This is a genomic window from Tardiphaga sp. 215_C5_N2_1, from assembly GCF_052076055.1.
Taxonomy (GTDB): domain Bacteria; phylum Pseudomonadota; class Alphaproteobacteria; order Rhizobiales; family Xanthobacteraceae; genus Tardiphaga; species Tardiphaga robiniae.
This window is the reverse complement of the sequence record NZ_CP197240.1, coordinates 2,268,728-2,294,492: the sequence shown is the minus strand read 5'-3', so window position 1 is coordinate 2,294,492 and position 25,765 is coordinate 2,268,728. Positions and strand designations below refer to the sequence as shown.

General features: G+C 62.8%; 24 protein-coding genes. 14 read left to right on the top strand and 10 right to left on the bottom strand.

Annotated elements, in window-relative coordinates; all coding sequences use genetic code 11:
- Window positions 1–345: 345 nt before the first annotated feature.
- The 3 genes from AB7828_RS11105 (at window position 346) to AB7828_RS11095 (ending at window position 4,593) form a co-directional block, all read left to right on the top strand.
- The gene (locus tag AB7828_RS11105) at window positions 346–1,365 is read left to right on the top strand and encodes a patatin-like phospholipase family protein (protein ID WP_441232225.1); all 1,020 of its coding nucleotides are present in this window, start codon (window positions 346–348) and stop codon (window positions 1,363–1,365) included.
- 4 nt (window positions 1,366–1,369) lie between these two features.
- Window positions 1,370–2,824, top strand: a complete 1,455-nt coding sequence (locus AB7828_RS11100; RefSeq protein ID WP_441230157.1) for a GntP family permease — start codon at window positions 1,370–1,372, stop codon at window positions 2,822–2,824.
- A 224-nt stretch (window positions 2,825–3,048) separates the two neighbouring features.
- Window positions 3,049–4,593, top strand: a complete 1,545-nt coding sequence (locus tag AB7828_RS11095; RefSeq protein ID WP_441230156.1) for a L,D-transpeptidase — start codon at window positions 3,049–3,051, stop codon at window positions 4,591–4,593.
- Window positions 4,594–4,703: 110 nt separating this feature from the next.
- Here AB7828_RS11095 and AB7828_RS11090 read toward each other — a convergent pair whose 3' ends face one another.
- Window positions 4,704–5,600 carry a LysR substrate-binding domain-containing protein gene (locus AB7828_RS11090; protein WP_231080037.1) on the bottom strand — a complete coding sequence of 299 codons (897 nt, stop codon included), beginning with the start codon at window positions 5,598–5,600 and terminating at the stop codon, window positions 4,704–4,706.
- A gap of 145 nt (window positions 5,601–5,745) precedes the next feature.
- Here AB7828_RS11090 and AB7828_RS11085 point away from each other — a divergent pair, with 145 nt between their 5' ends.
- The 4 genes from AB7828_RS11085 to catC all read left to right on the top strand — a co-directional run bounded on the left by AB7828_RS11085 (window position 5,746) and on the right by catC (window position 9,600).
- Entirely contained in the window at window positions 5,746–6,744 is a 999-nt protein-coding gene (locus tag AB7828_RS11085; protein WP_441230155.1) for a Bug family tripartite tricarboxylate transporter substrate binding protein, read from the top strand.
- An 89-nt stretch (window positions 6,745–6,833) separates the two neighbouring features.
- On the top strand, window positions 6,834–8,039 hold the full coding sequence (locus AB7828_RS11080; RefSeq protein WP_441230154.1) for an ABC transporter substrate-binding protein: 1,206 nt from the start codon (window positions 6,834–6,836) through the stop codon (window positions 8,037–8,039).
- Window positions 8,040–8,130: 91 nt separating this feature from the next.
- A complete protein-coding gene (locus AB7828_RS11075) occupies window positions 8,131–9,306 on the top strand; it encodes a muconate/chloromuconate family cycloisomerase (RefSeq protein WP_441230153.1) in 1,176 nt (391 codons plus the stop codon).
- Between the two features lie 3 nt (window positions 9,307–9,309).
- Window positions 9,310–9,600, top strand: coding sequence for a muconolactone Delta-isomerase (gene catC, locus AB7828_RS11070; RefSeq protein WP_115029691.1), 291 nt, complete (start codon window positions 9,310–9,312; stop codon window positions 9,598–9,600).
- Between the two features lie 67 nt (window positions 9,601–9,667).
- On the opposite strand, the gene AB7828_RS11065 is transcribed toward catC, so the two are convergent.
- The 4 genes from AB7828_RS11065 to AB7828_RS11050 all read right to left on the bottom strand — a co-directional run bounded on the left by AB7828_RS11065 (window position 9,668) and on the right by AB7828_RS11050 (window position 13,316).
- Complete coding sequence (locus AB7828_RS11065; RefSeq protein ID WP_441230152.1) at window positions 9,668–10,867, bottom strand: serine hydrolase domain-containing protein; 1,200 nt, start codon at window positions 10,865–10,867, stop codon at window positions 9,668–9,670.
- Entirely contained in the window at window positions 10,864–11,772 is a 909-nt protein-coding gene (locus AB7828_RS11060; RefSeq protein WP_441230151.1) for a PhzF family phenazine biosynthesis protein, read from the bottom strand. The genes AB7828_RS11065 and AB7828_RS11060 overlap by 4 nt, the downstream gene beginning before the upstream one ends.
- Before the next feature lie 121 nt (window positions 11,773–11,893).
- Window positions 11,894–12,769 carry a helix-turn-helix domain-containing protein gene (locus AB7828_RS11055; protein ID WP_441230150.1) on the bottom strand — a complete coding sequence of 292 codons (876 nt, stop codon included), beginning with the start codon at window positions 12,767–12,769 and terminating at the stop codon, window positions 11,894–11,896.
- Window positions 12,770–12,836: 67 nt separating this feature from the next.
- Window positions 12,837–13,316 (bottom strand): PaaI family thioesterase, encoded by a 480-nt coding sequence (locus tag AB7828_RS11050; RefSeq protein WP_441232224.1) that lies wholly within the window; start codon window positions 13,314–13,316, stop codon window positions 12,837–12,839.
- Between the two features lie 222 nt (window positions 13,317–13,538).
- On the opposite strand from AB7828_RS11050, the gene purL reads away from it, so the two are divergent.
- A complete protein-coding gene (gene purL, locus AB7828_RS11045) occupies window positions 13,539–15,746 on the top strand; it encodes a phosphoribosylformylglycinamidine synthase subunit PurL (protein WP_441230149.1) in 2,208 nt (735 codons plus the stop codon).
- 175 nt (window positions 15,747–15,921) lie between these two features.
- On the opposite strand, the gene AB7828_RS11040 is transcribed toward purL, so the two are convergent.
- The 3 genes from AB7828_RS11040 to AB7828_RS11030 form a co-directional block, all read right to left on the bottom strand.
- A complete protein-coding gene (locus tag AB7828_RS11040) occupies window positions 15,922–16,881 on the bottom strand; it encodes a 2-hydroxyacid dehydrogenase (protein ID WP_441230148.1) in 960 nt (319 codons plus the stop codon).
- A gap of 58 nt (window positions 16,882–16,939) precedes the next feature.
- A complete protein-coding gene (locus AB7828_RS11035; protein ID WP_439064374.1) occupies window positions 16,940–18,112 on the bottom strand; it encodes an acyltransferase family protein in 1,173 nt (390 codons plus the stop codon).
- 109 nt (window positions 18,113–18,221) lie between these two features.
- Window positions 18,222–18,584, bottom strand: a complete 363-nt coding sequence (locus tag AB7828_RS11030; protein ID WP_089265668.1) for a DUF427 domain-containing protein — start codon at window positions 18,582–18,584, stop codon at window positions 18,222–18,224.
- Window positions 18,585–18,765: 181 nt separating this feature from the next.
- Here AB7828_RS11030 and AB7828_RS11025 point away from each other — a divergent pair, with 181 nt between their 5' ends.
- The gene (locus tag AB7828_RS11025; RefSeq protein WP_068735968.1) at window positions 18,766–19,002 is read left to right on the top strand and encodes a BolA family protein; all 237 of its coding nucleotides are present in this window, start codon (window positions 18,766–18,768) and stop codon (window positions 19,000–19,002) included.
- 64 nt (window positions 19,003–19,066) lie between these two features.
- The gene (locus AB7828_RS11020) at window positions 19,067–19,426 is read left to right on the top strand and encodes an endonuclease domain-containing protein (RefSeq protein ID WP_093756474.1); all 360 of its coding nucleotides are present in this window, start codon (window positions 19,067–19,069) and stop codon (window positions 19,424–19,426) included.
- Window positions 19,427–19,539: 113 nt separating this feature from the next.
- Here the strand turns inward: AB7828_RS11020 and egtD are convergent, their stop codons facing one another.
- On the bottom strand, window positions 19,540–20,505 hold the full coding sequence (gene egtD, locus AB7828_RS11015) for an L-histidine N(alpha)-methyltransferase (protein ID WP_439064373.1): 966 nt from the start codon (window positions 20,503–20,505) through the stop codon (window positions 19,540–19,542).
- 43 nt (window positions 20,506–20,548) lie between these two features.
- Entirely contained in the window at window positions 20,549–21,805 is a 1,257-nt protein-coding gene (gene egtB, locus AB7828_RS11010) for an ergothioneine biosynthesis protein EgtB (protein ID WP_441230147.1), read from the bottom strand.
- 326 nt (window positions 21,806–22,131) lie between these two features.
- Between egtB and grxD the strand changes: the two genes are divergently transcribed.
- Genes grxD through AB7828_RS10990 form a run of 4 tightly spaced genes read left to right on the top strand, consistent with a single transcriptional unit; the run spans window position 22,132 to window position 25,615 of the window.
- Window positions 22,132–22,467, top strand: a complete 336-nt coding sequence (gene grxD / locus AB7828_RS11005; RefSeq protein WP_068736311.1) for a Grx4 family monothiol glutaredoxin — start codon at window positions 22,132–22,134, stop codon at window positions 22,465–22,467.
- Window positions 22,467–23,009 carry an O-acetyl-ADP-ribose deacetylase gene (locus AB7828_RS11000; RefSeq protein WP_441232223.1) on the top strand — a complete coding sequence of 181 codons (543 nt, stop codon included), beginning with the start codon at window positions 22,467–22,469 and terminating at the stop codon, window positions 23,007–23,009. The genes grxD and AB7828_RS11000 overlap by 1 nt, the downstream gene beginning before the upstream one ends.
- 46 nt (window positions 23,010–23,055) lie before the next feature.
- Window positions 23,056–24,354 (top strand): serine hydrolase domain-containing protein, encoded by a 1,299-nt coding sequence (locus AB7828_RS10995; protein WP_441230146.1) that lies wholly within the window; start codon window positions 23,056–23,058, stop codon window positions 24,352–24,354.
- Complete coding sequence (locus tag AB7828_RS10990; protein ID WP_441230145.1) at window positions 24,335–25,615, top strand: serine hydrolase domain-containing protein; 1,281 nt, start codon at window positions 24,335–24,337, stop codon at window positions 25,613–25,615. Before AB7828_RS10995 ends, AB7828_RS10990 begins: the two co-directional genes overlap by 20 nt.
- The last annotated feature ends 150 nt before the right edge of the window (window positions 25,616–25,765 follow it).

The window sequence follows — 25,765 nt, the reverse complement described above, 5'->3', positions numbered from 1 at the left end:
ATCCTTTGCTCGAAGCTGTGCCATCTCGGTACGGCTCAAATTTTCAGCGCCGCCCATTGCCTCATTCACGGAGCGTCGGCCTGGTATTTGCCTCTGCCGAGGTCCTTCTGCAGGTCGCCGCGTGCGATTGTCGGGTCCAGCACGATGTTTCTGGCCAGGCCCCCGCAGGTTGCTTTTGGCGCGAGGTGGGCATCAAATAGCACGCAGAGGTCGCAGGGCTCGGTCGAAAGCGACCTGAAGCAGACTTTCCAAGTCTATGATGGCCACGCCTATTCGGTGCGTGGTTTCTGAAGTGCTCGACGGTTGGCTACCAGCGTGTCTCTCGGCAGTTGGAGAAGCTGCATGATGAACCGAAGGCAGGTACTCGTGGATTTGGCGCTCCAGGGCGGAGGCTCGCATGGCGCATTCACGTGGGGTGTCCTCGATCGGCTGGTTGAGGAGCCGTGGCTACAAATTGCCGGCATATCCGGAACATCGGCAGGAGCGATGAATGCTGCCGTTCTGGCGGACGGTTGGACTGCCGGCGGTGCCGACGGAGCACGCGAGGCCCTGGACAAATACTGGCGGCGCGTCTCGCGTGCGGCGGCCTTCAGTCCGTTTCAACGCTCACCCCTCGACCGCCTCATGGGACGCTGGTCGCTCGACACTTCTCCGGCCTATCTCTTCGCCGATTTGATGTCGCGCGTTCTGTCGCCTTATGATCTCAATCCGCTCGGTTACAATCCGTTGCGCGAGATACTGGCCGAGAGCATCGATTTCGAGCGTCTTGCCGGTGCGCCGATCAAGCTCTTCGTAACGGCCACGCGGGTACGGACAGGTCGCGGGCGAATTTTCCGTAACGCCGAGATCACCGCGGATGTGCTGCTTGCGTCGGCATGCCTGCCAACGATGTTCCGCGCGATCGAGATTGAAGGCGAAGCCTATTGGGATGGAGGCTATGCAGGCAACCCCACGATCACGCCGCTTGTTCGGGAGACAGACGCGCAGGACACGATCGTCGTGCAAATCAATCCGACCGAGCGACTGGAGGAGCCGCGCACGGCTGCAGACATCCTCAACCGTCTCAATGAAATTTCATTCAACTCGCCGCTGGCAAAGGAGCTGCGGATGATCGCGCTGCTTCGTCAGGTGGTGGATCCCGGCACCGGGGAAGGCGCTCGTTGGGCTCACATGAAGACGCACCGGATCAAGAGCGATCTGCTCGCGACTTTCGCCGCGTCATCCAAGCTCAACGCCGAATGGGCCTTCCTATCCAAGCTGCGCGACGAGGGGCGGCAAGCGGCCGGGGACTTTCTTGACGCGCACGGCACCGATCTTGGCGAGCGTTCGACGGCCGATCTCGACATCCTGTTGGCGGAGTGCTGACGTCATGGGGCTTCTCGGCATTCTCGTCGGGCTTGGTCTTCTCATCTGGCTGGCTTTCCGGGGGTGGAGCGTTCTGCTGCTTGCTCCGCTCTCGGCGCTGGTTGCGTCGGCTTTCGGCAGAGAGCCATTGCTTGCCAATTGGACGCAGACCTTCATGGGCAGCGCAGCCCAGTTTCTCGCTCAGTTCTTTCCCATCTTTCTGCTCGGCGCCGTATTCGGGAAACTGATGGACGACAGCGGCGCGGTCACTGCGGTCGCGAACTTCATCACCCGCCGCCTTGGCGAGCGCCGGGTCATCCTCGCCGTGGTGCTCTCGGGGGCATTGGTCACCTATGGCGGCGTCAGCCTTTTCGTCGCATTTTTTGTGATCGTTCCGATGGCCCAGTCGCTGTTTCGCGCGGCGGGGATTCCGCGCCGCCTCGTGCCCGCGACGGTCATTCTTGGAACGTCCACTTTCACCATGTCAGCGTTGCCGGGCACACCATCGATTCAGAATGCGATACCCATGCCCTTCTTTGGCACCACCCCCTTCGCTGCGCCAGGCCTCGGCATGATCGCGTCATTGATCATGCTGGGTATTGGGCTGTGGTGGTTGCTTCGCGCCGAGAAGGCGGCACGACAAGCGAATGAAGGTTATGGCGAAGAATTGTCGATCGCGACCGGCGCCGCTGCCGATGACGAGCGCTTGCGCGGGCGTGCTACGACGGCGCGCGAATTCGATCCGGCCGAAATATCCCACGGGCATCGCAGCGAAGCGGAAGTGCCTGTCGTCAATGCCGTTCTTCCCCTGGTTGTCGTTGTCGTCGTCAATCTCGCGATGTCGCTCCTTGTCCTTCCCCGGCTTGATGTCTCCTTCCTGGCCGAGCAGCGCTGGGGCAGCACGTCTCTACCTGCCGTTGCCGGTGTGTGGTCCGTTGTCGTCGCGCTCGCAGGAGCGACCGCGACAGTCGTCATCTGCAACTGGACGCGATTGCCTGCACTGCGACAGACGATGGATGCCGGGGCCAACGCGTCCGTACTGCCAGCGCTGACTGTCGCGAGCCTCGTTGGCTTTGGCGCTGTCATCGCAGCGCTGCCTGCATTTGACATGGTGCGGGACTGGGCGCTGGGCATTAAGGGTGGGCCGCTGGTGTCGTTGGCCGTTTCCACGAACCTGCTCGCCGCGTTGACAGGTTCGGCATCCGGCGGACTGACAATCGCGCTTGATGCACTCGGTCAGACCTATATGGACGTTGCCACGCGGGAAGGGATCGATCCCGGGTTGCTGCACCGCGTAGCTGTCATCGGCTCCGGCACTCTGGACATTCTCCCTCACAATGGTGCGGTCGTCAGCCTGCTCGCGATCTGCGGCCTGACGCATCGCCAAAGTTATCTCGACATTGTGATGGTCGGCATCGTGAGCTCGGTTGTCGCTCTTGCCGCCGTGATTGCCATGGGCTCCGCACTGGGCTCATTTTGAACTCCGGCCCCAACCGCCGTTTTGTCCAGATTTCGCAGTCGACCACGTGCCGGGTGTGGCAGTGAGCCACCTTTGTCCGGCGCCGTTTCTCGGCTACGAATGAACTTTCGCCGCGCTCGCCGCGTCAACGAGACATCGGGCAAGCGAAGCGGCGGCGAATTGATACAATCGCAATCAAACGCCTGTACGATTCGCGATCGGAAGGCATTTGACCGAGGCACTGAATGGCAAATCGATTGGCGACGGCGCAACCCAACGTCGGGATGCGGCACTGGATATCTCCCGTCGTGGTGTTGGCAGCAATGATTGCGGTAGCCGCTCCGGCGGCCGGAGCCGCCGCAAAGCAGGCGCGTCCCGCCCGCGTCGTCGAGGCGACCGCCCCGCGCGAAGCAGGCGAGCCGATGATGGCGATCGTGTCGATCAAGAGCCAGCAGGTCACGTTCTACGACGCCGATGGCTGGATCACGCGCGCGCCGGTCTCGACCGGGGTGTCCGGCCGCGAGACGCCGGCAGGCGTCTTTGCCGTTCTCGAGAAGAACAAGGACCATCGTTCCAACATGTACGACGATGCTGCCATGCCGAACATGCAGCGGATCACCTGGAACGGCGTCGCACTGCATGGCGGGCCGTTGCCCGGCTATGCCGCGTCGCATGGCTGTGTGCGGATGCCCTACGGCTTCGCGGACAGGTTGTTCGACAAGACGCGAATCGGGATGCGGGTGATCATCTCGCCGAATGACGCGGCGCCCGTTGAGTTCTCCCATCCGGCGCTTCTGATGCCGAAAGCGGAAGCCATCGCCGCTGCTCCGGGCCGTGTCGAGGTGCTCGCCCGCGAGGCTGCGGAGGCCGCTGCTGCCGCGGACGCGACGAAGAAACTCGCAGCGACCTCGGCGCGCGAGACGAAGCCGCTGCCGGCAGCCCTGCGCAAGCTGCAATCGCTGAAGGCGCGCGCCGATGTCGAGCTTGCATCCGCCGACAAGGCCGTCGTTGCGGCAAAGACCGATGAGGCCAAGGCACGGGCGGAGGACGTAAAGCAGAAGGCCGCCGCCAGGGCCGCGGAGCTTGGGGCGCAATTCGAAACCGCAAAGGCCGATACGGCGTCGAAGCTCGATGCCGCGGCCGCCGCGAAGGACGCCGCCAAGGCGGCCGAGACCAAAAAGGTTGGCACTGCCAAGGCAGCGAGCGATGCGAAACTCGCGCTTGAGCCGGTCTCGATCTATATCAGCCGCGAGACGCAGATGCTTTACGTTCGGCGCAATACGCACAAGCCGGCGCCGGACGGCGGCGGCGAAGTGTTCGATTCAAGCATCGAAGTTCCCATCACCATCCGCGACCCCGGCAAGCCGATCGGCACGCATGTGTTTACGGCAATGGCGCGGAACGATGCAGGCCTGCGCTGGAGCGCCGTCTCGATCGATGAAGGCGATAGCGCGAAGGCAGCCCTCGACCGCATCACCATTCCGCAGGAAGTGCTCGACCGGATCGCCGCGACTGCGCTGCCGCGGTCGTCGATCGTTATTTCCGACGAGCCGCTCAGCACCGAGACCAACTATCGCACCGAATTCGTCGTGGTGCTGAGTAATCAGCCCCAGGGTGGTTTCATTACGCGCAAGCCGACGCCACCTGCCGATCTCATGGCGAGCAGCGACGATGCGGATGGTGATGGCTTTGGCTCGTTCTTCCAGCGCTGGAATGCGGATCCCGCGCCCGTGCAGGCTCGCCGCAGGGTCGCGCCGTATCAGCGCCAGCCGCAAACCGGCTGGTGGTAGGACGTTCCAGGCCATGGCTCGCCTGGGACGCTGAGCGGCCTGATCGCATCGACGCGCGCGGGGCCGTCAGCCGACGCTCCTCTGGTAACGCCGATGTCCACGATTGTTCGCTATGACGCGCGAATGGTCTGTGCGCTTTTGGTCGTCTTGCGGGCGATCGCCATGAAAGCGCGCGCGGCTGCCGTCTGGTAGCGATGGGCATCCCACAGCAAGGCTCCGGAACGGCGTATCCACGGAGGCCCGATCGGAATGATCGCAAGGTCCTTTCGGGCGTTCAGGCTTCGGTCGGCAAGAACCGTCGGGAGCCCTCCCGATTTCGCGAGTTCGATCAAGGCCTCGACCGAGTTCATTTCCACGCGCACGTCGAGCTGTATATCGGGCGGCAGTGACTGGTCGAGAATGCGGCGGGTTGCAAAAGCGGTGGTCAGGAGTGCCAACGGGCGGCGGGCGAGCGCCTGCAGCGTGATCGACTGTTGCCGTGATTGACTTTGCGACTTCGCAAGCACCAGAACGAGCCGCTCCTCGAACAACAGGTCGACGCCCAATTCTGCGTGCTGGGGCGGGGCGAAAGCAATCGCGAGATCGAGATCTCCGGACAGGATGCGTCGCTCGACATCGTTTGCGGAGCCGACCTCCACGCTGAGCCGAACGTCAGGATATTTCTCGCCGAAGCTGCCGATGATCTTCGGCAGGAATGTCGTGCTGTAGGTGTAGATGACGCCGACACGAAGCGTGCCGGCCATGCCGCCCTCCAGCTCGGCTATCGCCGTGCGCGCCGCTTCGGTCTGAACCATCAGACGTTGTGCATGCTCGCGCAGTGCATGCCCTGTCTCGGTCAGTTGCATGCCCTGGGGCGTCCGGTTGAACAGAACGGTGCCGAGATCCTGCTCGAGGGCGCGTATCTGCTGCGACAGCGTTGGCTGGGCGACGCCGAGGGCTTCTGCAGCCTTCGCCATGCGCTTGTGGGTGGCGATTGCCAGAAAATAGCCGAGACGTCTGGGATCCATGACCGATTACAATCTTCTATCGCATCTATAGTTTTGACTGTGTTGGCCTATCACGCGTCCCGTGCCAGTGTTTGTCAATATCGGACCTGGCCGGCACGCTTTTGTGCGGCCGTCGAAACATAAGAACCGACTGGGAGGCTCTTTCATGCTGTCACGACGCACCTTATTTGCCCGGGCGACCCACGCCGCGGTGGCGGCTTGCTGTATCGCCCTGGGCGCAAACCGTGCGACGGCGCAGGACTATCCGACCAAGCCGGTCCAGTTGATCGTTCCCTTCGCCGCCGGCGGTGCCGCCGACATCATCGGCCGCACGATTGCGGAAAAGCTGAGCCAGACCTGGGGTCAACAGGTCGTCGTCGAGAACAGGGGCGGGGCCGGATCGAATATCGGCATCAACGCTGCCGCCAAGAGCGCCCCCGATGGCTACACGCTGGTGCTCGCGTCGATCGCCGTGGCCGTCAATCCGTGGCTCTTCAAGTCAATGCCGTACGATCCCGTCAAGGATCTGACGCCGCTGACATTGGCGCTCGAGACGCCGAATGTGGTGCTTGTGCCGCCTTCGTCGCCGATCAAGAACATCAAGGATCTGATCGCCTTTGCGAAAGAAAAGGCGGCATCGGGCGGCGCCACCTATGGCTCTGCCGGCGTTGGTTCCTCTCTGCATCTGGCGGCGGAAGTGTTCCGGCAGCAGGCCAAGGTCGAGATGACCCACGTTCCCTATCGCGGTTCATCGCCGGCCCTGACGGATCTGATGGCCGGCCGGATCGACCTGATGTTCGATAACGCCTCGACGGCGCTTCCGCAGGTGCAGGGCGGTAGCCTCCGCGCCATTGCCGTCACCACCAAGGAGCGCATCGCCGCATTGCCTGACGTGCCGACGATCAGCGAATCCGGTCTGCCGGGCTTCGAACTCGCCAACTGGTGGGCCATTTTCGGTCCGGGCCAGATGCCGCCGGCGCTGGCGGAGCGCATCAGCGGCGATATCCGCAAGGTTCTGGCGGATCCGGATGTGCAGAAGCGTTTCGCCGATGTCAGCGGGCGCGTCATCGCGTCGTCGCCCCAGGAACTTGCTGCGCATCTGGCGCAGGAGAGCGCCAAATGGAAGCAGATCGTCGAGACCGCAGGCATTCGCGGCAGCCAGTGACGACGGGCGTCTGACACACCGCGATCGATCCACGACGAATATCACGCAAGAGACGCGCTCTCAGGGTGAGAGCGCTGATGGAGAATGATGTGAAGAAGCTACTTTCAGGCCTGACGGCATCCGTCATGCTCGTCACCACGTCGGCTGCCATGGCGCAGAACACCGCGCCGCTGAAGCTGGGCGCCGTCCTCGACATGTCCGGCCTCTTTGCCGACATTACGGGGCCGGGCAGCGAGACCGCAGCCAAGATGGCCATTCAGGATTTCGGCGGCGAGGTTCTCGGGCGCAAGGTCCAGATCGTCGTTGCCGACCATCTCAACAAGTCCGATCTCGCCGCGAATTTCACCCGTGAAATGCTCGACAATCAGAACGTCGAAGCCATCGTCGATGTGGCTGGCTCTGCCACGGCGCTGGCTGCGGCGGAAATGGCCAGGACGCGCGGCAAGATCATCATGTTCAATGGTCCCGGCGCGGTCAGGCTGACCAATGAGGCGTGCGGTCCCTACATCGTCCACTACACGTATGACACCTACGCGCTGGCCAGCGTCACCGGCCTCGCCACGGTGAAGCGCGGCCTCAATAGCTGGTTCTTCCTCACAGCCGACTACGCGTTCGGCCAGGAACTGGAGCGCGACACCTCGAACATCGTCACCAAGGCGGGCGGAAAGGTTGTCGGCAGTGTGAAGCACCCGATCAACACCTCGGATTTTTCGTCGTTCTTGCTTCAGGCGCAGAGCACCAAGGCAAGCGTGATCGGTCTGGCCAATGCGGGCGGCGATACCATCAATGCGATCAAGCAGGCCGCCGAGTTCGGCCTGACCCAGTCCGGACAGAAGCTGTCACCCTTGCTGGCCTTCATTTCCGACATCGACAGCGTCGGACTTGAAACCGCGCAGGGCCTGTTGCTGGCCGAGGCGTTCTATTGGGATCTCAACGACGAAACGCGCGCATTCGCGAAGCGTTTCATGGAGCGGACCAAGCGCGCGCCGACGTCGGCGCAGGCGGGTGTCTATTCCTCCGTCACGACCTACCTGAACGCGGTGAAGAAGGCAGGTACCACCGATTCAGCGGCCGTGATGAAGGTCATGAAGGACACGCCGATCAACGACATGTTCGCGAAGAACGGCCGGATCCGCGAGGACGGCCGCATGGTGCACGACATGTACCTGTTCGAAGTGAAAAAGCCGTCGGAATCGAAGGCGCGCTGGGACGACTACAAGCTGCTGGCGACCGTCTCCGGCGACGACGCGTTCCAGCCGCTATCGGCGTCACGCTGCCCGCTGATCAAGAAGTAGCGCAGCGGCAGATGGCAAAGCGACGGGTCGCCGGGAAGGTAGCGGCGATCCGTTCAAGGCCCCATCCATGGACAACAGGAAGATGCCCCTCATGAGCACCAGCGTGGCAGTCCGCGTCGACCAGGTCGAGACCATCCTGGTCGATGTGCCGACGATCCGCCCCCATCGATTGTCGATGCATACGATGAACAGCCAGACCCTGGTTCTGGTCATCATCCGCTGCTCCGACGGAACGGTCGGAATCGGCGAGGGCACGACCATCGGCGGCCTCAGCTACGACGAGGAGAGCCCCGAGGGCATCAAGCTGACGGTCGACACCTATATCGCTCCGGCCATCATCGGCATGGATGCGTCACGCGTCGCCGCGCTCATGGCCGACGTGAAACGGCGCGTCAAAGGCAACCGCTTTGCCAAATGCGCGGTCGAGACAGCGCTGCTGGACGCGCTCGGCAAGCGCCTGGGCTTACCGGTGTCGGAGCTGCTTGGCGGGCGCCAGCACGACACCTTGCCGGTCGCCTGGACACTGGCCAGCGGCGATACCAGCCGCGACATCGAGGAAGCCGAGCGGATGCTCGACGCGCGCCGCCACAATATCTTCAAGCTGAAGATCGGTCTCCGCTCGGTAGACGACGACGTAGCGCATGTGGCGGCCATCAAGCGCGCCCTCGGAGATCGCGCCAGCGTGCGGGTCGACGTCAACCAGGCCTGGAGCGAGCCCGAGGCACGGCGCGGCATTCCCGCCTTGGAGGCGGCCGGCGTGGACCTCATCGAGCAGCCTCTGTCGCGTGACAATCGCGGGGCTCAGGCTCGCTTCGGCGGTCGCTTCGCCGTGCCCATCATGGCCGACGAGGCGCTGCACGGCACGACGGATGCCTTCGACATCGCGGCGCGCGGTGCCGCGGATGTGTTCGCCCTGAAGATTAATCAGGCCGGTGGTCTGTACGATGCGGTGAAGATGGCTGCGATTGGCGATGCTGCAGGTATCGGTCTGTATGGCGGCACGATGCTGGAAGGCGGTGTCGGCACCGCGGCGTCGGCCCAGGTTTTCTCCGTGCTGCCAAAGCTCGCATGGGGCACCGAACTGTTCGGCCCGCTGCTTCTGACCGAGGAGATTCTCGCGACGCCCCTGCGTTACGGCGACTTCGTGTTGCAGGTGCCGACGGCGCCCGGCATCGGGGTCGAACTGGACATGGACCGCGTCGCATTCTTCCGCCGCGATGGTTACGCGCCGCGCATTCAACCGGCTGGCACAACCACAGGAGTTTGATCGATGCTTTTTCAGGTGGAAATGGACGTGCAGATCCCGCCCGGGATCGCTCCCGATGTGGTCGAGCAACTGAAAAAGACCGAGCGTGAACGCGCGCAGGAACTGCAGAAGACAGGCGAGTGGCGTCATCTGTGGCGGGTTGCCGGACGTTACGCCAATGTCAGCATCTTCGATGTGGCGAGCAATGAGGCGCTGCACGACATTCTGTCGACATTGCCGCTCTTCCCCTTCATGCGCGTCAGCGTGACACCCTTGTGCCGGCATCCATCGTCGGTTCGCTCGGACGACAGCTAGGCGCGGGGCCGGCCTTCGCCAGCGATAGTCCGCAATATTGCGGGGACGGGCGGCTCACACAGCAGCTTCAACAGCACAATCTCGCAAGCGTATCGAACAGTGCGAGGTTGAGCCGTTTCAGGTCATTGTCCACCGGCTCCGGTTGCGACGAGAATTTTGCGACGACCATTTCGGCGCGCGGATTCACATAGAGATATTGCCCGTGAATGCCGAGCGCGAAGAACGCGCCGCTTGCGTTGCCGGTCTGGTACCATTTGTTGCGATAGCGGCCTTCAGGCAGCCATTCGACGAACTTGCCCGCGCGCCAGGCCTCGGCGGAGCCGTTCGCGATCGTATCCGACACCCAGTCCTGTGCGACAATCCGCCGGCCGTTGGCGATGCCGCCCAGTCGCATCATCTCGCCGATGCGCGCGAGGTCGCGCGGGGTCATGCAGAAGCCGCCGCCGGTCCGGGCGCTGCCGATTGCGTCGACGGTGATATAGGCATCCTGTCGCGCGCCGAGCGGCTGCCACAAACGCGCAGCGGCAAAGTCGGCGAAACGCTGGCCCGAGGCGCGTTCGATCACCAGACCCAGCACGTCCGAATTCGGCGAGCAGTAGTGGAAGGGGCCCCCGTGATCGCCGGCACCCTTTTGCAGGGAGGCCAGAAAGACGATGAGTGAGTCCGGAGTATCTCCCGGCACCGACGGCTCGAGCAGGCCGGCGCGGCGGTACCGCGCGAAATCACCGCGGGGATCCTGATAGGTCTCTTCGAAATCGAGGCTGACCCGCATGTCGAGGACATCGCGCAGGCTCGCGTCCGAATAGGCGGAGGATTTCAGCTCGGGCACGTAATGCGAGATCGTCTCGTCGAAATCGATCAGCCCGTCGCTGTATAGAATTCCCGCGACGATCGATGTCACCGACTTGCTCGCGGAGAACAGAATATGCCGTGATTGCGCCGTGAAATTCGGCGCATGGTAATCCGCAACGACACGGCCGGATTTCATCACGACGAGGGCGTCGGTTGAGGTCCTGCGCAGCACATCCACGACACCAGCCGTTTCTCCACCGACAGCGAATGTCTGCCTGAGCAAGTCTCCGGGATCGACAGGTGGATCCTCGATCAGTCCCGGCGTCGCTGCGATGCGTGCCGTCGGAATGAGTTCGGACACGTGACGGAATGCCCAGACATTCCAGGGGGGCTGACGCCAGTTGTCGAGACGGACGTCGCTGCGTGCAAAACCATAGTTGGCTTCGAACGCCGAGGGCCGCCCGTTGCTCGTCATGACACGTTCTTCTCGCATTCGGTCGGCTGAACGGCGCCGCCGAGCCAGCAGCCGTTGAGATCTCCGTTATCGAAGCTGAAACGCACCTTGATCGCGGAGGGGCGCTTCATGGCGCGTCCCTGGCGAATGGTGATCTGGCGCTCCGACGCATCCACCATCCGGTTCGCGAGAAGACCGAAGGACAAAGCAGAGGCCGCAATGCCTGTTGCCGCATCTTCCGGATAGCCCGAGGAGCTCGGAAACTGCCGCGCATCGATGACCTGCGCCTGCTGGTCGGAAACCGCGTAGGGATAGAGACCGGTGGAGTCGATGCCATTGCACAGGCGCTCCATCCTCGAGAAGTCAGGCTTGAGACCATCAAGGATGGACACGCTCTTCAACGGAATGAGGGTCTTGACCCGGCTGGTGCGTGCATTCTGGATCGGGAACGGCGCGAGACCGTCGGAGCCGATCCCGAGGACGTCAAGAATGTCATCGACGCTTCGGGGCGTATCGGGAAGCGGCTCGATAACACCCGCAGGCTGCGAGACCTCGACCGAGATATCCTGTTCGTCTGATTGGCCGATCCGCGCATGGACGCGGCCGCTCTTCGTCAGGATCGTGATCCGATCGCGCTGCAGCCGGCCGAGCCGTTGAAGCAGCCATGTCGCGCCGACGGTGGCGTGTCCGCACATGGACATCTCATGATTGGGCACCCAGAAGCGAAATTCGAAATCGCAGTCCGAGCCCGGCGGAGGCGGCAACACAAACCCGCTCTCGTGCCCGTAAGCGCGCGCGACCTGCTGCATCTCTGCATCACTCATGCCGGCAGCGTCGATCACGATCGGGGCGGGATTACCGCCCTGCGGACCTGCCGCAAAGACACTGACAAATCCAACCTGCGGTTCGGGAGATATCGTCATCATGTTTGCACCCTGCACCCTCTAGCAGCCTCGCGCGTTCGCACTGCACGTCAGCCAGCGCTGCACGGAATTCACCGGTGCGAAGCTACGGAGGATGTTGCTGCAGCGCGCGTTCCAGCGGGCCCTAGATTTTGATCGGTCGGGCCATGCGCTTGCGGACTTCGCTTGGCGACTGGCCATCGGCCCGGCGCATCGCATGGGCGAGCGCCGCACCGCTGTCGAAGCCGACGCGGAGCGCGATCTCGCCGATCGGGAGATCGGTTGCTTTCAGCAGTTCGCTTGCATTGTCGAGGCGGATCCGTTGCTGGAATTCGCCGATCGACGCGCCGGTCCCCGCGCGAAACAGTCGGGTGATGTGACGCCGCGAAACGCCGAACCGTTCTTCCAGGGCGTCGAGCGGAACATCCCGGTCGGCATGAAGGGTGAGATAGTCCTTCAGCTCCGCGACCAATGTCATGCCGTGTTCGCGATGCGAGGCACTGGATACGGCATCGCCGGTCAGAGCCTCGGCGATGCACTGAACGAGCAGGGTAGAGGACAGTCCGTGCCGGATATGGGCATTGCCATAGGCGTGCCTGCCATCCCCGACCAGCAGCGCCTGCAGGGCGCGCAGTCTGTCTGACCGGCGAAACAGCCGGGTCGTTGATGTCCTGCGGCGGAATTCGCTCAGCGAGCCGTTCTCTCTTTCGAGGCGTTTCAGGACCGAGCCAGTTGCGTAGATGGCGACGTGGCTGTGTGCGCCGATCCCTGCGCGCGTCTCATGTGCCTGGTTCGGCGGAACGATCGCGAACCGGTCCTGCGACAGCCAGCTGCCTTCGCGTCCGGCTTCGTGCTTCAGCTCGATCGTCCCGCGGCTCGGCAGGATGAACATCAGGCAATCATGCCAGTGCCACGGCATGGCGTAATCGCCGCGACCGGCGACAGCCGCGTGCTCGTCGTCCGCGGCGATCAGGAGATCTGCGTTTGCCGGATGACGTAGCCGTTCGAATGAACTCAGCATGTTCGGGCCCACATGTGTCGTCGACGAACCTAGCAGGGTGCGCCCATGCCCGCCAATCGACGCCCGATTACTCCGCCGCGATGGCCGCCGGCTTCGGGCGCTTCTTCACGCGCTTGATGGTGCCCGAGAAGGTCAACAGCGAACGTTCGCCGGCTTTCAGGATTCCGCGCAGGAAGATCAATGAGCCGCCGATCCGGGTCATTTCGCCGTGGCATTCGACCAGTTCGCCTTCGCGGGCCGCGTCGAGGAATTCGCAGCCGAACGAGATGGTGATGCCGGGGCCCTGCAACTCGCGGGAGGCCAGCGCAAACAGGCAGTAATCGGCAAAGGTCATGAAGCAGCCGCCATGAACGTTTTTCATGCCGTTGAGGTGCTTTTTCTCGACCCGGAAGGCGCAGCGGACGGAGCCGTCAGCCTCGACCTTGTGCCAGAACGGGCCGGAGACCGATTCGAAGGAATCCCGCTTCCAGGTGGTCCAGCCCGCAAATTCCCCCTCCGTCGCGGTATAGGCGTCGGCGTGGAACGGGATGGTGGCATCGGCGGGCACATTCACGGTCTGAACTCCTTGGATTGGCTGAGAAAAGTGTTAAATCCGATCCATCCGGCGGGCGCAATCCGGCGCCGGCGCAGGGCCTTATGCAGGCTGTTTTTCGAGCAGTAGGGGCGTTGCCCGGGCAAAGCTTGGGACATGCGGGGAACGGGCCGGAATAGGCCTTTTCCGCATGCTCCGATCTCCCTATGAAGAAGCCTTACAGAGCCAAGAGACCCCATGACCGAGCCAAAGATCACTCCCCAACTCGTCGCTTCCCACGGCCTCAAGCCCGACGAGTATGAGCGCATTCTCAAGCTGATCGGGCGGGAGCCGACTTTCACCGAGCTCGGCATCTTTTCGGCCATGTGGAACGAGCACTGCTCGTACAAATCCTCGCGCATCCATCTGAAGGGGCTGCCGACCAAGGCGCCGTGGGTGCTGCAGGGGCCGGGCGAGAATGCCGGCGTCATCGATATCGGTGACAATCAGGCCATCGTGTTCAAGATGGAGAGCCACAACCACCCGAGCTATATCGAGCCCTATCAGGGTGCGACCACCGGCGTCGGCGGCATCCTGCGCGACGTCTTCACCATGGGCGCACGCCCGATCGCCTGCCTCAATGCGCTGTCGTTCGGCGCGCCGGAACATCCGAAGACCCGCCATCTGGTGTCAGGCGTCGTCGCCGGTGTTGGCGGCTATGGCAATTCCTTCGGCGTGCCGACCGTCGGCGGCCAGACGCGCTTCCACACCCGCTATGACGGCAACAACCTCGTCAACGCGATGGCTGTCGGTCTTGCCGATGCCGACAAGATCTTCCTTGCTGCGGCGTCGGGCGTGAACATGCCGATCGTCTACTTAGGGTCCAAAACGGGCCGCGACGGCATCCACGGCGCGTCGATGGCCTCGGCCGAGTTCGACGAGGATTCCGAGGAGAAGCGTCCCACCGTGCAGGTCGGCGATCCCTTCGCCGAAAAACTGCTGCTGGAAGCCTGTCTCGAAATCATGGCCGCCGATTGCGTCATCGCGATCCAGGACATGGGCGCTGCAGGTTTGACATGTTCGGCCGTCGAGATGGGCGCCAAGGGCGACCTCGGCGTCGAGCTCAATCTCGACGCCGTGCCGACGCGCGAAGAAGGCATGACCGCCTATGAGATGATGCTCTCGGAAAGCCAGGAGCGCATGCTCATGGTGCTGAAGCCCGAGAAGGAAAAGCAGGCCGAGGATATTTTCCGGAAGTGGGGACTCGACTTCGCGATTGTCGGCTACACCACACCGACGCTGCGCTTCGTCGTGAAGCATGGCGGCAAGGTGATGGCCGATCTGCCGATCAAGGAACTCGGCGACGAAGCGCCACTCTACGATCGTCCGCATGTGCCGTCGCCGGTGCTGCCCGTCGTGCATGCGCGTGATATCGCCGCGCCGTCGTCGATCCCGGATGCACTGGAGAAGCTGATCGGCACACCCGAACTGTGCTCGAAGCGCTGGGTGTGGGAGCAGTACGACCACGTCATTCTCGGCAACACCGTGCAGCGCCCCGGTGGCGACGCCGCGGTGGTGCGCATCGAGGACGGCCCCAAGGGTCTTGCGATGTCGGTCGATGTCACGCCGCGCTATTGCGAGGCCGATCCGGTCGAGGGCGGCAAGCAGGCGGTCGCCGAAGCCTGGCGCAACATCACCGCGGTCGGCGGCAGGCCGCTGGCGGTCACCGACAATCTCAACTTCGGCAATCCGGAGCGGCCCGAGATCATGGGCCAGCTCGTCGGCTGCCTGAAGGGCATCGCCGAAGCCTGCATCACGCTGGATTTCCCGATCGTGTCCGGCAATGTCTCGCTCTACAACGAGACCAACGGCCGCGGCATCCTGCCGACCCCGTCGATCGGCGGCGTCGGCGTGCTCGACGATTTCACGAAGTCCGCGACGCTGGCGTTCAAGGCGCCGGGCGAAGCGATCCTGCTGATCGGCGAAACCAAGGGCTGGCTCGGCCAGTCGGTCTATCTGCGCGACATCTGCGGCAAGGAAGAGGGCGCTCCGCCGCCAGTCGACCTCGCCACTGAGAAGCGCAACGGCGACGTGGTCCGCGGCATGATCCATGCAGGCACCGCGACCGCCGTGCATGACATTGCCGATGGGGGCTTGCTGGTGGCACTCACCGAAATGGCGATGGCCTCCGGCATCGGCGCCAAGCTCGATGCCGCGCCATCATCGACGGTGCCGCATGCCTGGTGGTTCGGCGAGGATCAGGCGCGTTACATCGTGACTGTCGCGGAAGATCAGTTGCTGACGGTGCTGTCGAAACTGAAGAATGTTGGCGTGCCCTGCGTGCAGATCGGCAAGACTGGCGGACATGCGGTGGCGATTGCCGGTGAACGCGCTGTCGATATCAAGGCACTCGTACATGCGCATGAGAGCTGGTTGCCCAACTACATGAGCGGCAAGGCGTCGTAACAGGCGCTGATCTTTTCCCTCCCCCTTGCGGGGAGGGGGGCCGGCCGAAGGCCGGACGGGTGGGGGTGCCACAAGCGACGGCGTTTGCGGAGACACCCCACCCCGGCCTATCGGCCGACCCTCCCCACTGCGCTTCGCTTGGGGGAGGGAGGCCATGAGCGTTCGTGCAACCGTCTCAGTAGCTCAGCGTCCGATCGACCAAATTCATCAGCGGCGTGCCGCATTCCGCGCGTGCGATATTGTCGGCGATGTTTTCGGCGGCCGATGCAACACGCGTTGCTGCTGCGATGTGGGGCGAGATCGTGACACCCGGATGCGACCAGAACGGATGGCCTGATGGTACGGGCTCGGTGCGGAAGACATCGAGCGTCGCCTGCGCCACGCGTCCGCTGTCGAGTGCCGCGATCAGCGCATCGTCGTCGATCAGCGTGCCGCGTCCGGCATTCAGGATGAAACTTCCCTTGGGCAGAAGCGCGAGCCGTTCGGCATTCAGGAGGTCGATGGTCTCCGGCGTCTGGGGCAGAAGCCCCACGAGGATTTCCGCCGCGGCCAGCGCTTGCGGCAGCTTCTCCATCCCTGCGAGGCAGCGGACGCCGGCCACCTCGCGCGCGCGACGGCTCCAGCCGGTGACGCGAAAGCCGAGTTGCACAAGTGCTGTTGCTGCAGCCGATCCCAATTCGCCGAGACCCAGCACTGTCACCGATCGGTCCGTGGCAAGCGGCGGAACATGCTGCGACCATGTCAGAGGTTTTTCACAGACGTAGCGGTCCATCCCGAGATGCAAGCGCAGGGTATGACCGACGACCCATTCGACCATGCCCTGCCGTAGGCCGTCATCGACCATGCGGCACAGCGGCTGCGTCAGCGTCGCGTTGCCGACGATCTTCTCGACACCGGCCCAAAGGCTCAATACGGCGCGCGCATTGCTGAAAGGGGCGAAATCACTGATGGGACCGCCGGTCGCGTGGATGATGTAGTCCACGTCCTGATGCGCAATGTCACCCAGGAGACTGGCTCGCGCGTCGATGCTCCGGCGCCGAAGCGCATCCAGAATGGGTTCGTGATAGTCCTCGAACAGCGCCGGCGTGACGTTGAAAAGAAGATTGATCGCCTTGTCGCCGTTGTGTGCGCGCATGCTGGTGTCCTGCAGATCGTCGTTCATGTTGGAAGGCGGAAAGGACGGTGTGATGAAGCTACAGCACCCGCTTCACGCCTGGGATCGCCCGCAGCGCCCTTGTCGCTGCCCAGCTCGCCGCCAGCGTACCCGCGAAGGCGATCAGTGCTTTCGATCCGGCGCCAAGCGGAGCGTTCAGCAGCGCATATTGCAGCCACAGCATCGGGATGTAGTGCAGCACGAAGATGCCATAGGCATCGCCGCGCAGCGGATCGAAGATGCTCTTCTCGCGTTGGCCGAAGCGCAGGAACAGCGCCAGCACCGCGAGGCAGATCAGCGTGCAGGCGACCGCGTAGATCACGCCGTAGCTCGACTGCCACCAGAAAGGCGGCGCGCCGGTGAGATTGGCGAGCTTCATGCGGCGAAAATTGACGAGAAAAGCGAGCGAGCCAAAGGAGGCGGCGGCGGCGATGGTCCACCACAGCCATTGCCGTGCCAGCGCGCCGGTGCGGGCCAGCAGGCCCTGGTCGATATTGGCGGCGCCAATGCCCATGCCGGCGAAGAAGAACACGCCATAGATCGCCATGCGGCTGAACTGCACCTGCAGCGGGCCCCAGCTGAACCAGCGGACAGCGCCGACCGTAAACAGGAATGGGACATAGGAGATCACCGCGATGACGGCGAGCACGGCGGCGAACAACCACGGTCGTTCGAAGGCACGGATCGACAGCCGGTTGATGCCGTCCACCAGTCGCGGCGCGAGCAGGAAAACCGGGATCGCGACGAGATCAAGAAACAACAGATACCAGATGAACCAGCCGGGGCCGGCGAACCATTGGCCTTGTTTGAAATTGTTGACGTAGAATTCGACAAAGCCGGTCTTGTGCGTCGACAGGCTGAACGACGCGTAATAGGCGATTGGCATCAGCACGAAGATCATCGCCAGGAAGGGCAGGCCGAGGCGCAGCGCGCGGTCGCGCAGGAAGTCGGCGATGCCCTTGCGCTTCAGGCTCGGCCACACGAACAGGCCCGACAGCATGAACATCAGACACATGAAGAAGGTGTCGTTGAACAGCGTCAGAATATTGAAGCCGATCCAGCGTTGGCTGTCGACGATCGGCGCGGTCGACCACAGATAGTGGTTCGGGTAATAGCGCCCGAAGGCGGTGTAAGCGACTGCGGCGTGGTTCGCCAGCACGAGCAGCGTGACGAAGGTGCGGGCGCGATCCAGCGCAGCGTTACGGTCTGACATGTGAACGGCGAGCCCCCTCGCTTCCGCGCGCAACAGGCGTCGCCGGGCGCATCAGTGATGCGCGCCGTCATGATAAATGTCGAAAGCCGCTTCGGCAATCAGCCGAGGATCACGCAGGCACTTCCTCGATTTTCACCTTGTCTGGATAAAATGCCAGATAATCCTTGATCTCGGCCATCGCCGGAAACGGCGTCTCATAGGTCCAGATCGCGTTGTCGAGAACCTTCTCGCCGGTCTTGATGCTGTAATAATTCGCGTCGCCCTTGTACGGGCAATGCGTCACACGGTCGGTGCGCGCTACCGCGTCCATATTGGCGTCCGCGCGGGGGATATACAGCACTGCGGGGTAGCTGGCCTCCTTGAGGCTCAGGGCGTTGGTCGTGTCGGCGATCACGACGTCCCCGGCAGAAACACGGATGTGTTTGCCGGCGGGCGCAATGGTGATCGGGTGGTCCGGGCCGGGAAGCTTCATGGTTAAACCCTTGTGACGGTCATATTTCACTTCTTCAGATGTGCGATCCCTCCGGCCTTTAAAAGGGGCATGCGAGGGATTATCGTTAGAAAGCCGTGACGTCATGCGGCAGCCGCGATAGGCTCGCAATCCGAGGCGGCACCGACTGGCCGCGATTCGAACCTTTCTGGAGACCCGATTAATGCCGATGGACGCCCGCGATATCGAGACCATGATCAAGGCCGCGATTCCCGACGCGCAGGTGACGATCCGTGATCTGGCCGGTGACGGCGACCATTACGCGGCAACCGTGATTTCGGAATCCTTCCGCGGCAAATCCCGCGTCGCCCAGCACCAGATCGTCTATCAGTCGCTGAAAGGCCAGATGGGCGGCGTCCTGCACGCGCTGGCGCTGCAGACGGGCGTGCCGGAGGCGTAGTTTTCCCTCGCCCCGCTCTTGCGGGGAGAGGGTGGCTTCGCGCAGCGAAGACGGGTGAGGGGCGATGCGAGGTCGTGTTCGTAGCACTCAGATCTCGCGAAAACTTCGCGCTAACCAGACCGATGCCGAGACCAAGCTCTGGCATCGCATACGCAACCGGCAAGTCGGCGGTTTTAAATTTGCCCGGCAGGAAGCGATAGGCCCCTATATCTGCGACTTCGTTTGTCGGGAACAGCGCCTCGTGATCGAGGTCGACGGCGGCCAACACCTAGAATCCAAACGAGATGAAATTCGCGACACGTATCTGCGGGCGGAAGGCTATGGCGTGGTGCGTTTCTGGAATAACGACGTCTTGTCCAATATCGACGGCGTGCTGATGCTGCTCGACCAGGCGTTACGTGCAGATGGCCAAACAGCGGATTAGAGCCGACCCGACCCGAGAATATGCCTTCGTTGGAATTGTGTGCCCGGCCCCTCACCCGGATCGCAAGGGCGATCCGACCTCTCCCCGTAAAGGACGGGGAGAGGTTAAGAAGGCTACTCCACCGCCATCAGCGCATGCACCGAGAAATGCTTGTCCGCGTCGGTCCATGACGCCTTCGGCTCCCAGCCCGACCCGCGGGCCAGCGTCGCAAAACGCTCGATGCTGTATTTGTAGCTGCTCTCGGTGTGGATGCTCTCGCCAGCACGGAATGCGAAGCTGCGACCGAGCACATGCACGGTCTGCGGCTTCCTGGCGATCAGGTGCATCTCGATGCGGTGGCGTTCCTTATTGTAGATCGCGCGATGGGTGAAGGCGGAGAGATCGAAATCGCCGCCGAGTTCGCGGTTGATGCGGACCAGCACATTCATGTTGAACTTGCCGGTGACGCCGGCCGCGTCGTTATAGGCCGCGTGCAGCAACTTCTCGTCTTTCTCCAGATCGATGCCGATCAGCATCAAGGCGTCCTTGCCGAGAATGGCGCGGGCCGAGCGCAGAAAGCCGCAGGCCTCGTGCGGCTCGAAATTGCCGAGGGTCGAGCCCGGGAAGAAGCCGACCTTCGGCATCATCCGGATATCGGCGGGAAGGTCGAACGGTGCGGTGAAGTCGGCATTCACCGGCAGCACCTTCAGGCCCGGGAAATCCTTGCGCAGCTCGGCTGCCTGCGCCTGCAGGAAGTCGCCTGAGATATCGACCGGCGCATAGGCGCCGACGTCGCATTCATCCAGCAGCAGCCGAACCTTGGTGGTGGCGCCGGCGCCGAATTCGATCAAAGCGGCATTCTTCGGAATGATCGCGTTGATGTCCTTGCCACGCGAGCGGAGGATGCCGAGCTCGGTGCGGGTCGGGTAATATTCCGGCAGTTTGGTGATCTGTTCGAACAGCTCCGAGCCGGCTTCGTCATAGAAGTATTTCGGCGACAGCTTTTTCGGATGCTGCGACAGCGCTTCGGCGACATCCGCGGCAAATGCGGAGGCCGAGGCATTCAGCAGCGACAGTGCCAACGGGGCATGAACGTTCATGTCAGTCTCCTCAACGCTTTCGAAGCGCCGTGATGTCAGGAAGTCAGTTGCCGTAATCGGCCAGCCGCAGGCCCGTGAATTGCCAGCGATGATGGGGATAGAAGAAATTGCGGTAGGTGACGCGGCTGTGATCGTCCGGTGTTGCCAGCGACGAGCCGCGCAGCACCAGCTGATTGATCATGAACTTGCCGTTGTACTCGCCGAGTGCGCCTTCGATGGCGCGGTAGCCCGGATAGGCGGCGTAAGCGGAGCGCGTCCATTGCCAGACGATGCCGAAGGCGTCGTTGAGCTGACCGGCACGCGCGGCCACTTCCCATTCCATTTCGGTGGGCAGATGCTTGCCGCTCCAGCGCGCGAAGGCGTCACATTCGTAATAGCTGACGTGGCACACCGGCGCGTCGAGATCTATCGGCTTGAGGCCGGCGAGGGTCATGATCTGCCATTCGCCATTGACCTTGCGCCAGTGGCCAGGTGCCTGCCATTCCTCGCGGGCCGCGGCGGCAAAGCCATCCATCAGCCACAGCGTCGCTTCATCGTAACCGCCGGCCTCCATGAAGGCGAGCCATTCGCGGTTGGTGACGAGATTCCTTGCGAGCTTGACGGGACCGACAAGCGCGCGATGTGCGGGCTTCTCGTTGTCGAAATGGAAGCTCTCGCTCTGATGGCCGATGGTGTGGATGCCTTCGGTGAGCGTGGTCCATGCTTCGCCCGATGTGGTTGAGGTCGGGAAGCGCCAGTTGGCATCGTAGGCCGGCGGGATCGGGTTCTGTGCGAAGGCATGCAGGATGTCGGGGAGCATCAGCTCCTGATGCTGCTGCTCGTGATTGAAGCCGACTTCGAGGAGGGGGATCAGCGAGGTCAGCTTGTCGTCCGACGTCTCGTTGAAGAATTTGATGACGGCCGCATCGACGTGGTTGCGATAGGCGGTGACTTCGTCGGCGCCGGGCCGGGTGAGGTGGCCGCGCTGCGCGCGGGCGTGGCGGGGACCGGCGGAGACATAATAGGAATTGAACAGATAGGCGTAATCGGGGTGATAGACCTTATAGCCCGGCGCATGATCGCCGAGCAGGAATTGCTCCCAGAACCAGGTGACATGGGCGCGGTGCCACTTCGCCGGCGAGGCGTCGGGCATCGACTGCACCAACTGGTCTTCCGGGGAGAGCGGGGCGGCGCGGCGTTCGGTTTCGTTGCGGACCGTCAGGAAGGCGTCGCCCAGTCTTTGGGCCAGTGCGCCTGCGGGGGCGGATTCGGAGGCAGGGGACGCGGTGCCTGAACTCTTGGCGAAAGCTGGATTCGTCACGAAAGTCTCCGATTTTGGAGAGAACGTTGCTCTTGGTGATGGGTTCCCGAGCAGCCTGTCCTAAATAGGTCATCCGATTGGTTATAAAAGGCCTGTCGTCATATGATCTTTGGCCGGACCGGACTTGGCAAAAACTGCGGAAAAGTGACCGGGGCGGGCCGGCAATAAGCCCCAATGCCTGTGATTTCAGGCTCTTGATCACGTCCATAAGACTTGGGGTGCGGAACGGATTCGGCTACATATATGACAAGTCTGACCGGGCGAGCGCCCGATGGCTGGGCCGCCAACTCCAGACCTTGAATCTGGACCTTGAACAGGGACGTGACATGAGCATTGAGCAATTCATCGAGAACGAAGTGAAGACCAACGACGTGGTGCTGTTCATGAAGGGCACGCCGCAATTTCCGCAGTGCGGTTTCTCGGGCCAGGTGGTCCAGATCCTCGATCACGTGGGTGTCGGCTACAAGGGCCTCAACGTTCTCGAATCCGCCGATCTGCGCGACGGCATCAAGACCTACTCGAACTGGCCGACCATTCCGCAGCTCTATGTGAAGGGCGAATTCGTCGGCGGCTGCGACATCATCCGTGAGATGTTCCAGGCTGGCGAGTTGCAGAGCCTGCTGGCCGAGAAGGGCGTGATTGCCGCCCCGGCGTCCGCCTGATTTCAAGTCGACAAATAGGCACGGCGACGCTCGACGTCGTCGTGGCTGACATCACGACTCTCCGCGTTGACGCCATCGTCAACGCGGCCAATGCGTCGCTTCTCGGAGGCGGCGGCGTGGACGGCGCCATCCATCGGGCTGCCGGCCCCGACTTGCTCGCTGAATGCCGCACTCTCAAGGGTTGCGAGACCGGCGATGCCAAAATCACCAAAGGTTATAAATTACCGGCCACGCATGTGATCCATGCGGTCGGTCCCGTCTGGCGTGGTGGCGAGGCCGGCGAGGATGAGGCGCTGGCGTCCTGCTACCGGCAGGCGCTGATGTTGTGTCAGGCGCATGGTCTGGCCTCCGTTGCGTTTCCGGCCATCTCGACGGGTGTGTATGGCTTTCCAGCGGCGCGGGCAGCTCCCATTGCGGTCGGCTCGGTCATCCAGACGCTGAAAGACACACCGGTGGTTACGACCGTCACCTTCTGCTGCTTTTCCGAGCCATCTGCGGATCTGCATCGCCTCGCGCTCGCACGCGCACTTCCCCTTGTCTGAGAGCGCCCCGCCGTTACACTCCTGTGATCAGGCAAAAGGAGGGGCGATGAATTTGCGGCACAGACTACGCGCGCTGCTTTGCGGAGCGCTGTTGCTCGCCGGATCGCCCGTCCTCGCCCAGGATCGCTTTGCTGCCGAAGGCACCTTCGACATTCCCGCCGGTGCCAAATTCTCGCAGGAGAAGCTGGCGAAGATCGGCGAATTCTTCCGCAAGCAGATCGCCGACGGCAAGATCCCCGGCGCCATTGTCCTGATCCAGCAGCACGGCAAGCCGGTCTACAAGGAATTCTTCGGCGTCCGCGATCCCGACACGAAGCAGCCGATGACGGATGATACGATCTTCCGGCTGCATTCCATGTCGAAGCCGATCACGTCCTTCGCAGCGATGATGCTGATCGATCAGGGCAAGTTGAAGCTCGACGATCCCGTCTCGCAATACATTCCGTCTTTCGCCAAGGCCAAGGTCGGCGTCGAGAAGAAGCTGGAGAATGGCGAGAAGGCGCTGGACATCGTGGCGCCCAACCGCCCGGTGACGATCCGCGACCTGCTGCTGCACACGTCCGGCATCACTTACGGTTTCTATGGCGAGAGCCTGGTGCGCCGCGCCTATGGCAATGCCGATATCTACAGCGGCGATTTCGACAACAAGGAATTCGCCGACCGCATCGCGCAGTTGCCGCTCGAGCACCAGCCCGGCACCATGTGGGACTACGGCCACTCCACCGACATTCTTGGCCGTGTGATCGAAGTCGTCACGGGTAAGTCGCTGCTCGGTTACGAGGAGCAGGCGTTCCTCGGGCCGCTGGGGATGAAGGACACCGGCTTCTTCGTGAAGGAGAAGTCGAAGGAGGTCATGCTCGCCAAGCCGATGGCCTGGGACCGCGATTTTCGCACCGGACGACAGGGCCGCCCCGACACCTATCAGAAATGGGAATCCGGCAGCGGCGGCATGGTCTCGACGCTGGCGGATTACACCAAGTTCGCGCAGATGCTGCTGAACGGCGGCGAATATGATGGCAAGCGCTTCATGAGCGCGGCCACGTTCAAGGACATGACCACGGATCATATAGGCAAGGACTCCGGGGTCGGCCGTGACTATCTGTATTTCCCCGGTGACGGTTTCGGCTTCGGCTATGGCTTTGCGGTGCGCACCGATGCCGGCAATGCCAAGCCGTCGCCGCCGGGATCGCTCGGCGAACTGAAATGGGATGGCGCCAGCGGTTGCTACTTCATCATCGATCCCAAACAGGATTTCTTCTTCATCCTGCTTGAGCAGACGCCGTCGGAGCGACAGCGCATTCAAAGGTCTTTGAAGCTGTTGGTCTATGAAGCGCTGGAGAAATAGGCGCGCCGTACTCCTGCTGCTGGCGCTCTGCTGCGTCGGCACCGTTATCGTGCCTTCGCCGCCGGCCCGGGCCGAAAAACCGCAATCCATTGCGCGCGAATTCTCGGCCGAAAGACTGCTGGCGCTCGATCGCTATTTTCTCGACATGGTCGCGGAGCGAAAGATTCCCGGCGCGGTGGTGTTGGTGCAACAGCACGGCAAGCCTGTCTATTTCGATACGTTCGGTAATCTCGACAGCGGGCACCCGATGACCAGGGATGCGATCTTCCGGCTGTATTCGATGTCGAAGCCGATCACCTCGGTAGCCGCGATGATGCTGGTCGAGGATGGCAGGCTGCGCCTCGACGATCCCGTTGCGAAATATATTCCGGCCTTCGCGAAGACGAAGGTGGGCGTTGACGTCAAAGGCGGCGACGAACACGCCACATTCGGCCTCGTGCCGCTGCAGCGGCCGATCACCATCGCCGATTTGCTCACGCACACATCGGGCATCACCTACGGTTTCTATGGCGACGATCCCGCGCGGAAACGTTATGCGCAGCTCGATATCTTCGGCCGCGACTGGGACAACGCGTCCTGGGCCGATCGCATCGCGCAGCTTCCGCTCGCCGAGCAGCCGGGGACGTTGTGGGACTACGGCCATTCTACCGACATTCTCGGCCGCGTCATCGAAGTGGTGTCCGGCCAATCGCTCTATCATTTTCTGGAGGAACGGCTGTTCGGTCCATTGGGGATGCGGGACACCTCGTTCTACATCACCGATGGCGAACGGCGCTCGCGGGTGGCCGAGCCGTTTCCGGGAGACCGCATGGTCGGCCCGGTGGTCGGCATGCACGATCCCGCGGCGGTCATGCAATGGGAGGCGGGGGGCTCCGGTCTGGTCGGTACGGCGGCGGATTACGCGCGCTTCCTGCAGATGCTGCTCAATGGCGGCACGCTTGACGGCAAGCGCTATCTCAAACCGGAAACAGTGGCGGAGATGACGCGCGATCACGTCGGTCCGCAGAGCGGCGTGAAGCGCGATTACTATTATTTCCCGGGCGCCGGCAGCGGCTTCGGCCTCGGCTTCGCCGTGCGCACCAAGGAGCTGGCCAGCGAGCCCGGCCCGGTCGGCGAATATCGCTGGGACGGTGTTGGCGGCACGTTCTTCTGGGTCGATCCGAAGAACGACATGTTCGTGTTGGTCATGGCGCAATCGCCATCGCAGCGGGTGCGGATGGAGGTGGACGTGCGGAAGATCATCGCCGAGGCGCTGGAGTAAGCGGCAGGGCAGGTCATCGTGGTGCCTGTTCCACATACTCAGTCCTCATCCTGAGGAGCGCGCTCTTGCGCGCGTCTCGAAGGATGGGCCAAACATCTCATGGTTCGAGATGGCGCCAAGCGGCGCCTCCTCACCATGAGGGCCGTCGGG

Excerpts from the sequence above, each read along its gene's own strand:
- AB7828_RS11105 (WP_441232225.1), top strand. The coding sequence starts at position 346 with ATGAACCGAAGGCAGGTACTCGTGGATTTGGCGCTCCAGGGCGGAGGC.
- AB7828_RS11100 (WP_441230157.1), top strand. The coding sequence starts at position 1,370 with ATGGGGCTTCTCGGCATTCTCGTCGGGCTTGGTCTTCTCATCTGGCTG.
- AB7828_RS11095 (WP_441230156.1), top strand. The coding sequence starts at position 3,049 with ATGGCAAATCGATTGGCGACGGCGCAACCCAACGTCGGGATGCGGCAC.
- AB7828_RS11090 (WP_231080037.1), bottom strand. The coding sequence starts at position 5,600 with ATGGATCCCAGACGTCTCGGCTATTTTCTGGCAATCGCCACCCACAAG.
- AB7828_RS11085 (WP_441230155.1), top strand. The coding sequence starts at position 5,746 with ATGCTGTCACGACGCACCTTATTTGCCCGGGCGACCCACGCCGCGGTG.
- AB7828_RS11075 (WP_441230153.1), top strand. The coding sequence starts at position 8,131 with ATGAGCACCAGCGTGGCAGTCCGCGTCGACCAGGTCGAGACCATCCTG.
- catC (WP_115029691.1), top strand. The coding sequence starts at position 9,310 with ATGCTTTTTCAGGTGGAAATGGACGTGCAGATCCCGCCCGGGATCGCT.
- AB7828_RS11065 (WP_441230152.1), bottom strand. The coding sequence starts at position 10,867 with ATGACGAGCAACGGGCGGCCCTCGGCGTTCGAAGCCAACTATGGTTTT.
- AB7828_RS11060 (WP_441230151.1), bottom strand. The coding sequence starts at position 11,772 with ATGATGACGATATCTCCCGAACCGCAGGTTGGATTTGTCAGTGTCTTT.
- AB7828_RS11055 (WP_441230150.1), bottom strand. The coding sequence starts at position 12,769 with ATGCTGAGTTCATTCGAACGGCTACGTCATCCGGCAAACGCAGATCTC.
- purL (WP_441230149.1), top strand. The coding sequence starts at position 13,539 with ATGACCGAGCCAAAGATCACTCCCCAACTCGTCGCTTCCCACGGCCTC.
- AB7828_RS11040 (WP_441230148.1), bottom strand. The coding sequence starts at position 16,881 with ATGCGCGCACACAACGGCGACAAGGCGATCAATCTTCTTTTCAACGTC.
- AB7828_RS11035 (WP_439064374.1), bottom strand. The coding sequence starts at position 18,112 with ATGTCAGACCGTAACGCTGCGCTGGATCGCGCCCGCACCTTCGTCACG.
- AB7828_RS11030 (WP_089265668.1), bottom strand. The coding sequence starts at position 18,584 with ATGAAGCTTCCCGGCCCGGACCACCCGATCACCATTGCGCCCGCCGGC.
- AB7828_RS11025 (WP_068735968.1), top strand. The coding sequence starts at position 18,766 with ATGCCGATGGACGCCCGCGATATCGAGACCATGATCAAGGCCGCGATT.
- AB7828_RS11020 (WP_093756474.1), top strand. The coding sequence starts at position 19,067 with ATGCGAGGTCGTGTTCGTAGCACTCAGATCTCGCGAAAACTTCGCGCT.
- egtD (WP_439064373.1), bottom strand. The coding sequence starts at position 20,505 with ATGAACGTTCATGCCCCGTTGGCACTGTCGCTGCTGAATGCCTCGGCC.
- grxD (WP_068736311.1), top strand. The coding sequence starts at position 22,132 with ATGAGCATTGAGCAATTCATCGAGAACGAAGTGAAGACCAACGACGTG.
- AB7828_RS10995 (WP_441230146.1), top strand. The coding sequence starts at position 23,056 with ATGAATTTGCGGCACAGACTACGCGCGCTGCTTTGCGGAGCGCTGTTG.
- AB7828_RS10990 (WP_441230145.1), top strand. The coding sequence starts at position 24,335 with ATGAAGCGCTGGAGAAATAGGCGCGCCGTACTCCTGCTGCTGGCGCTC.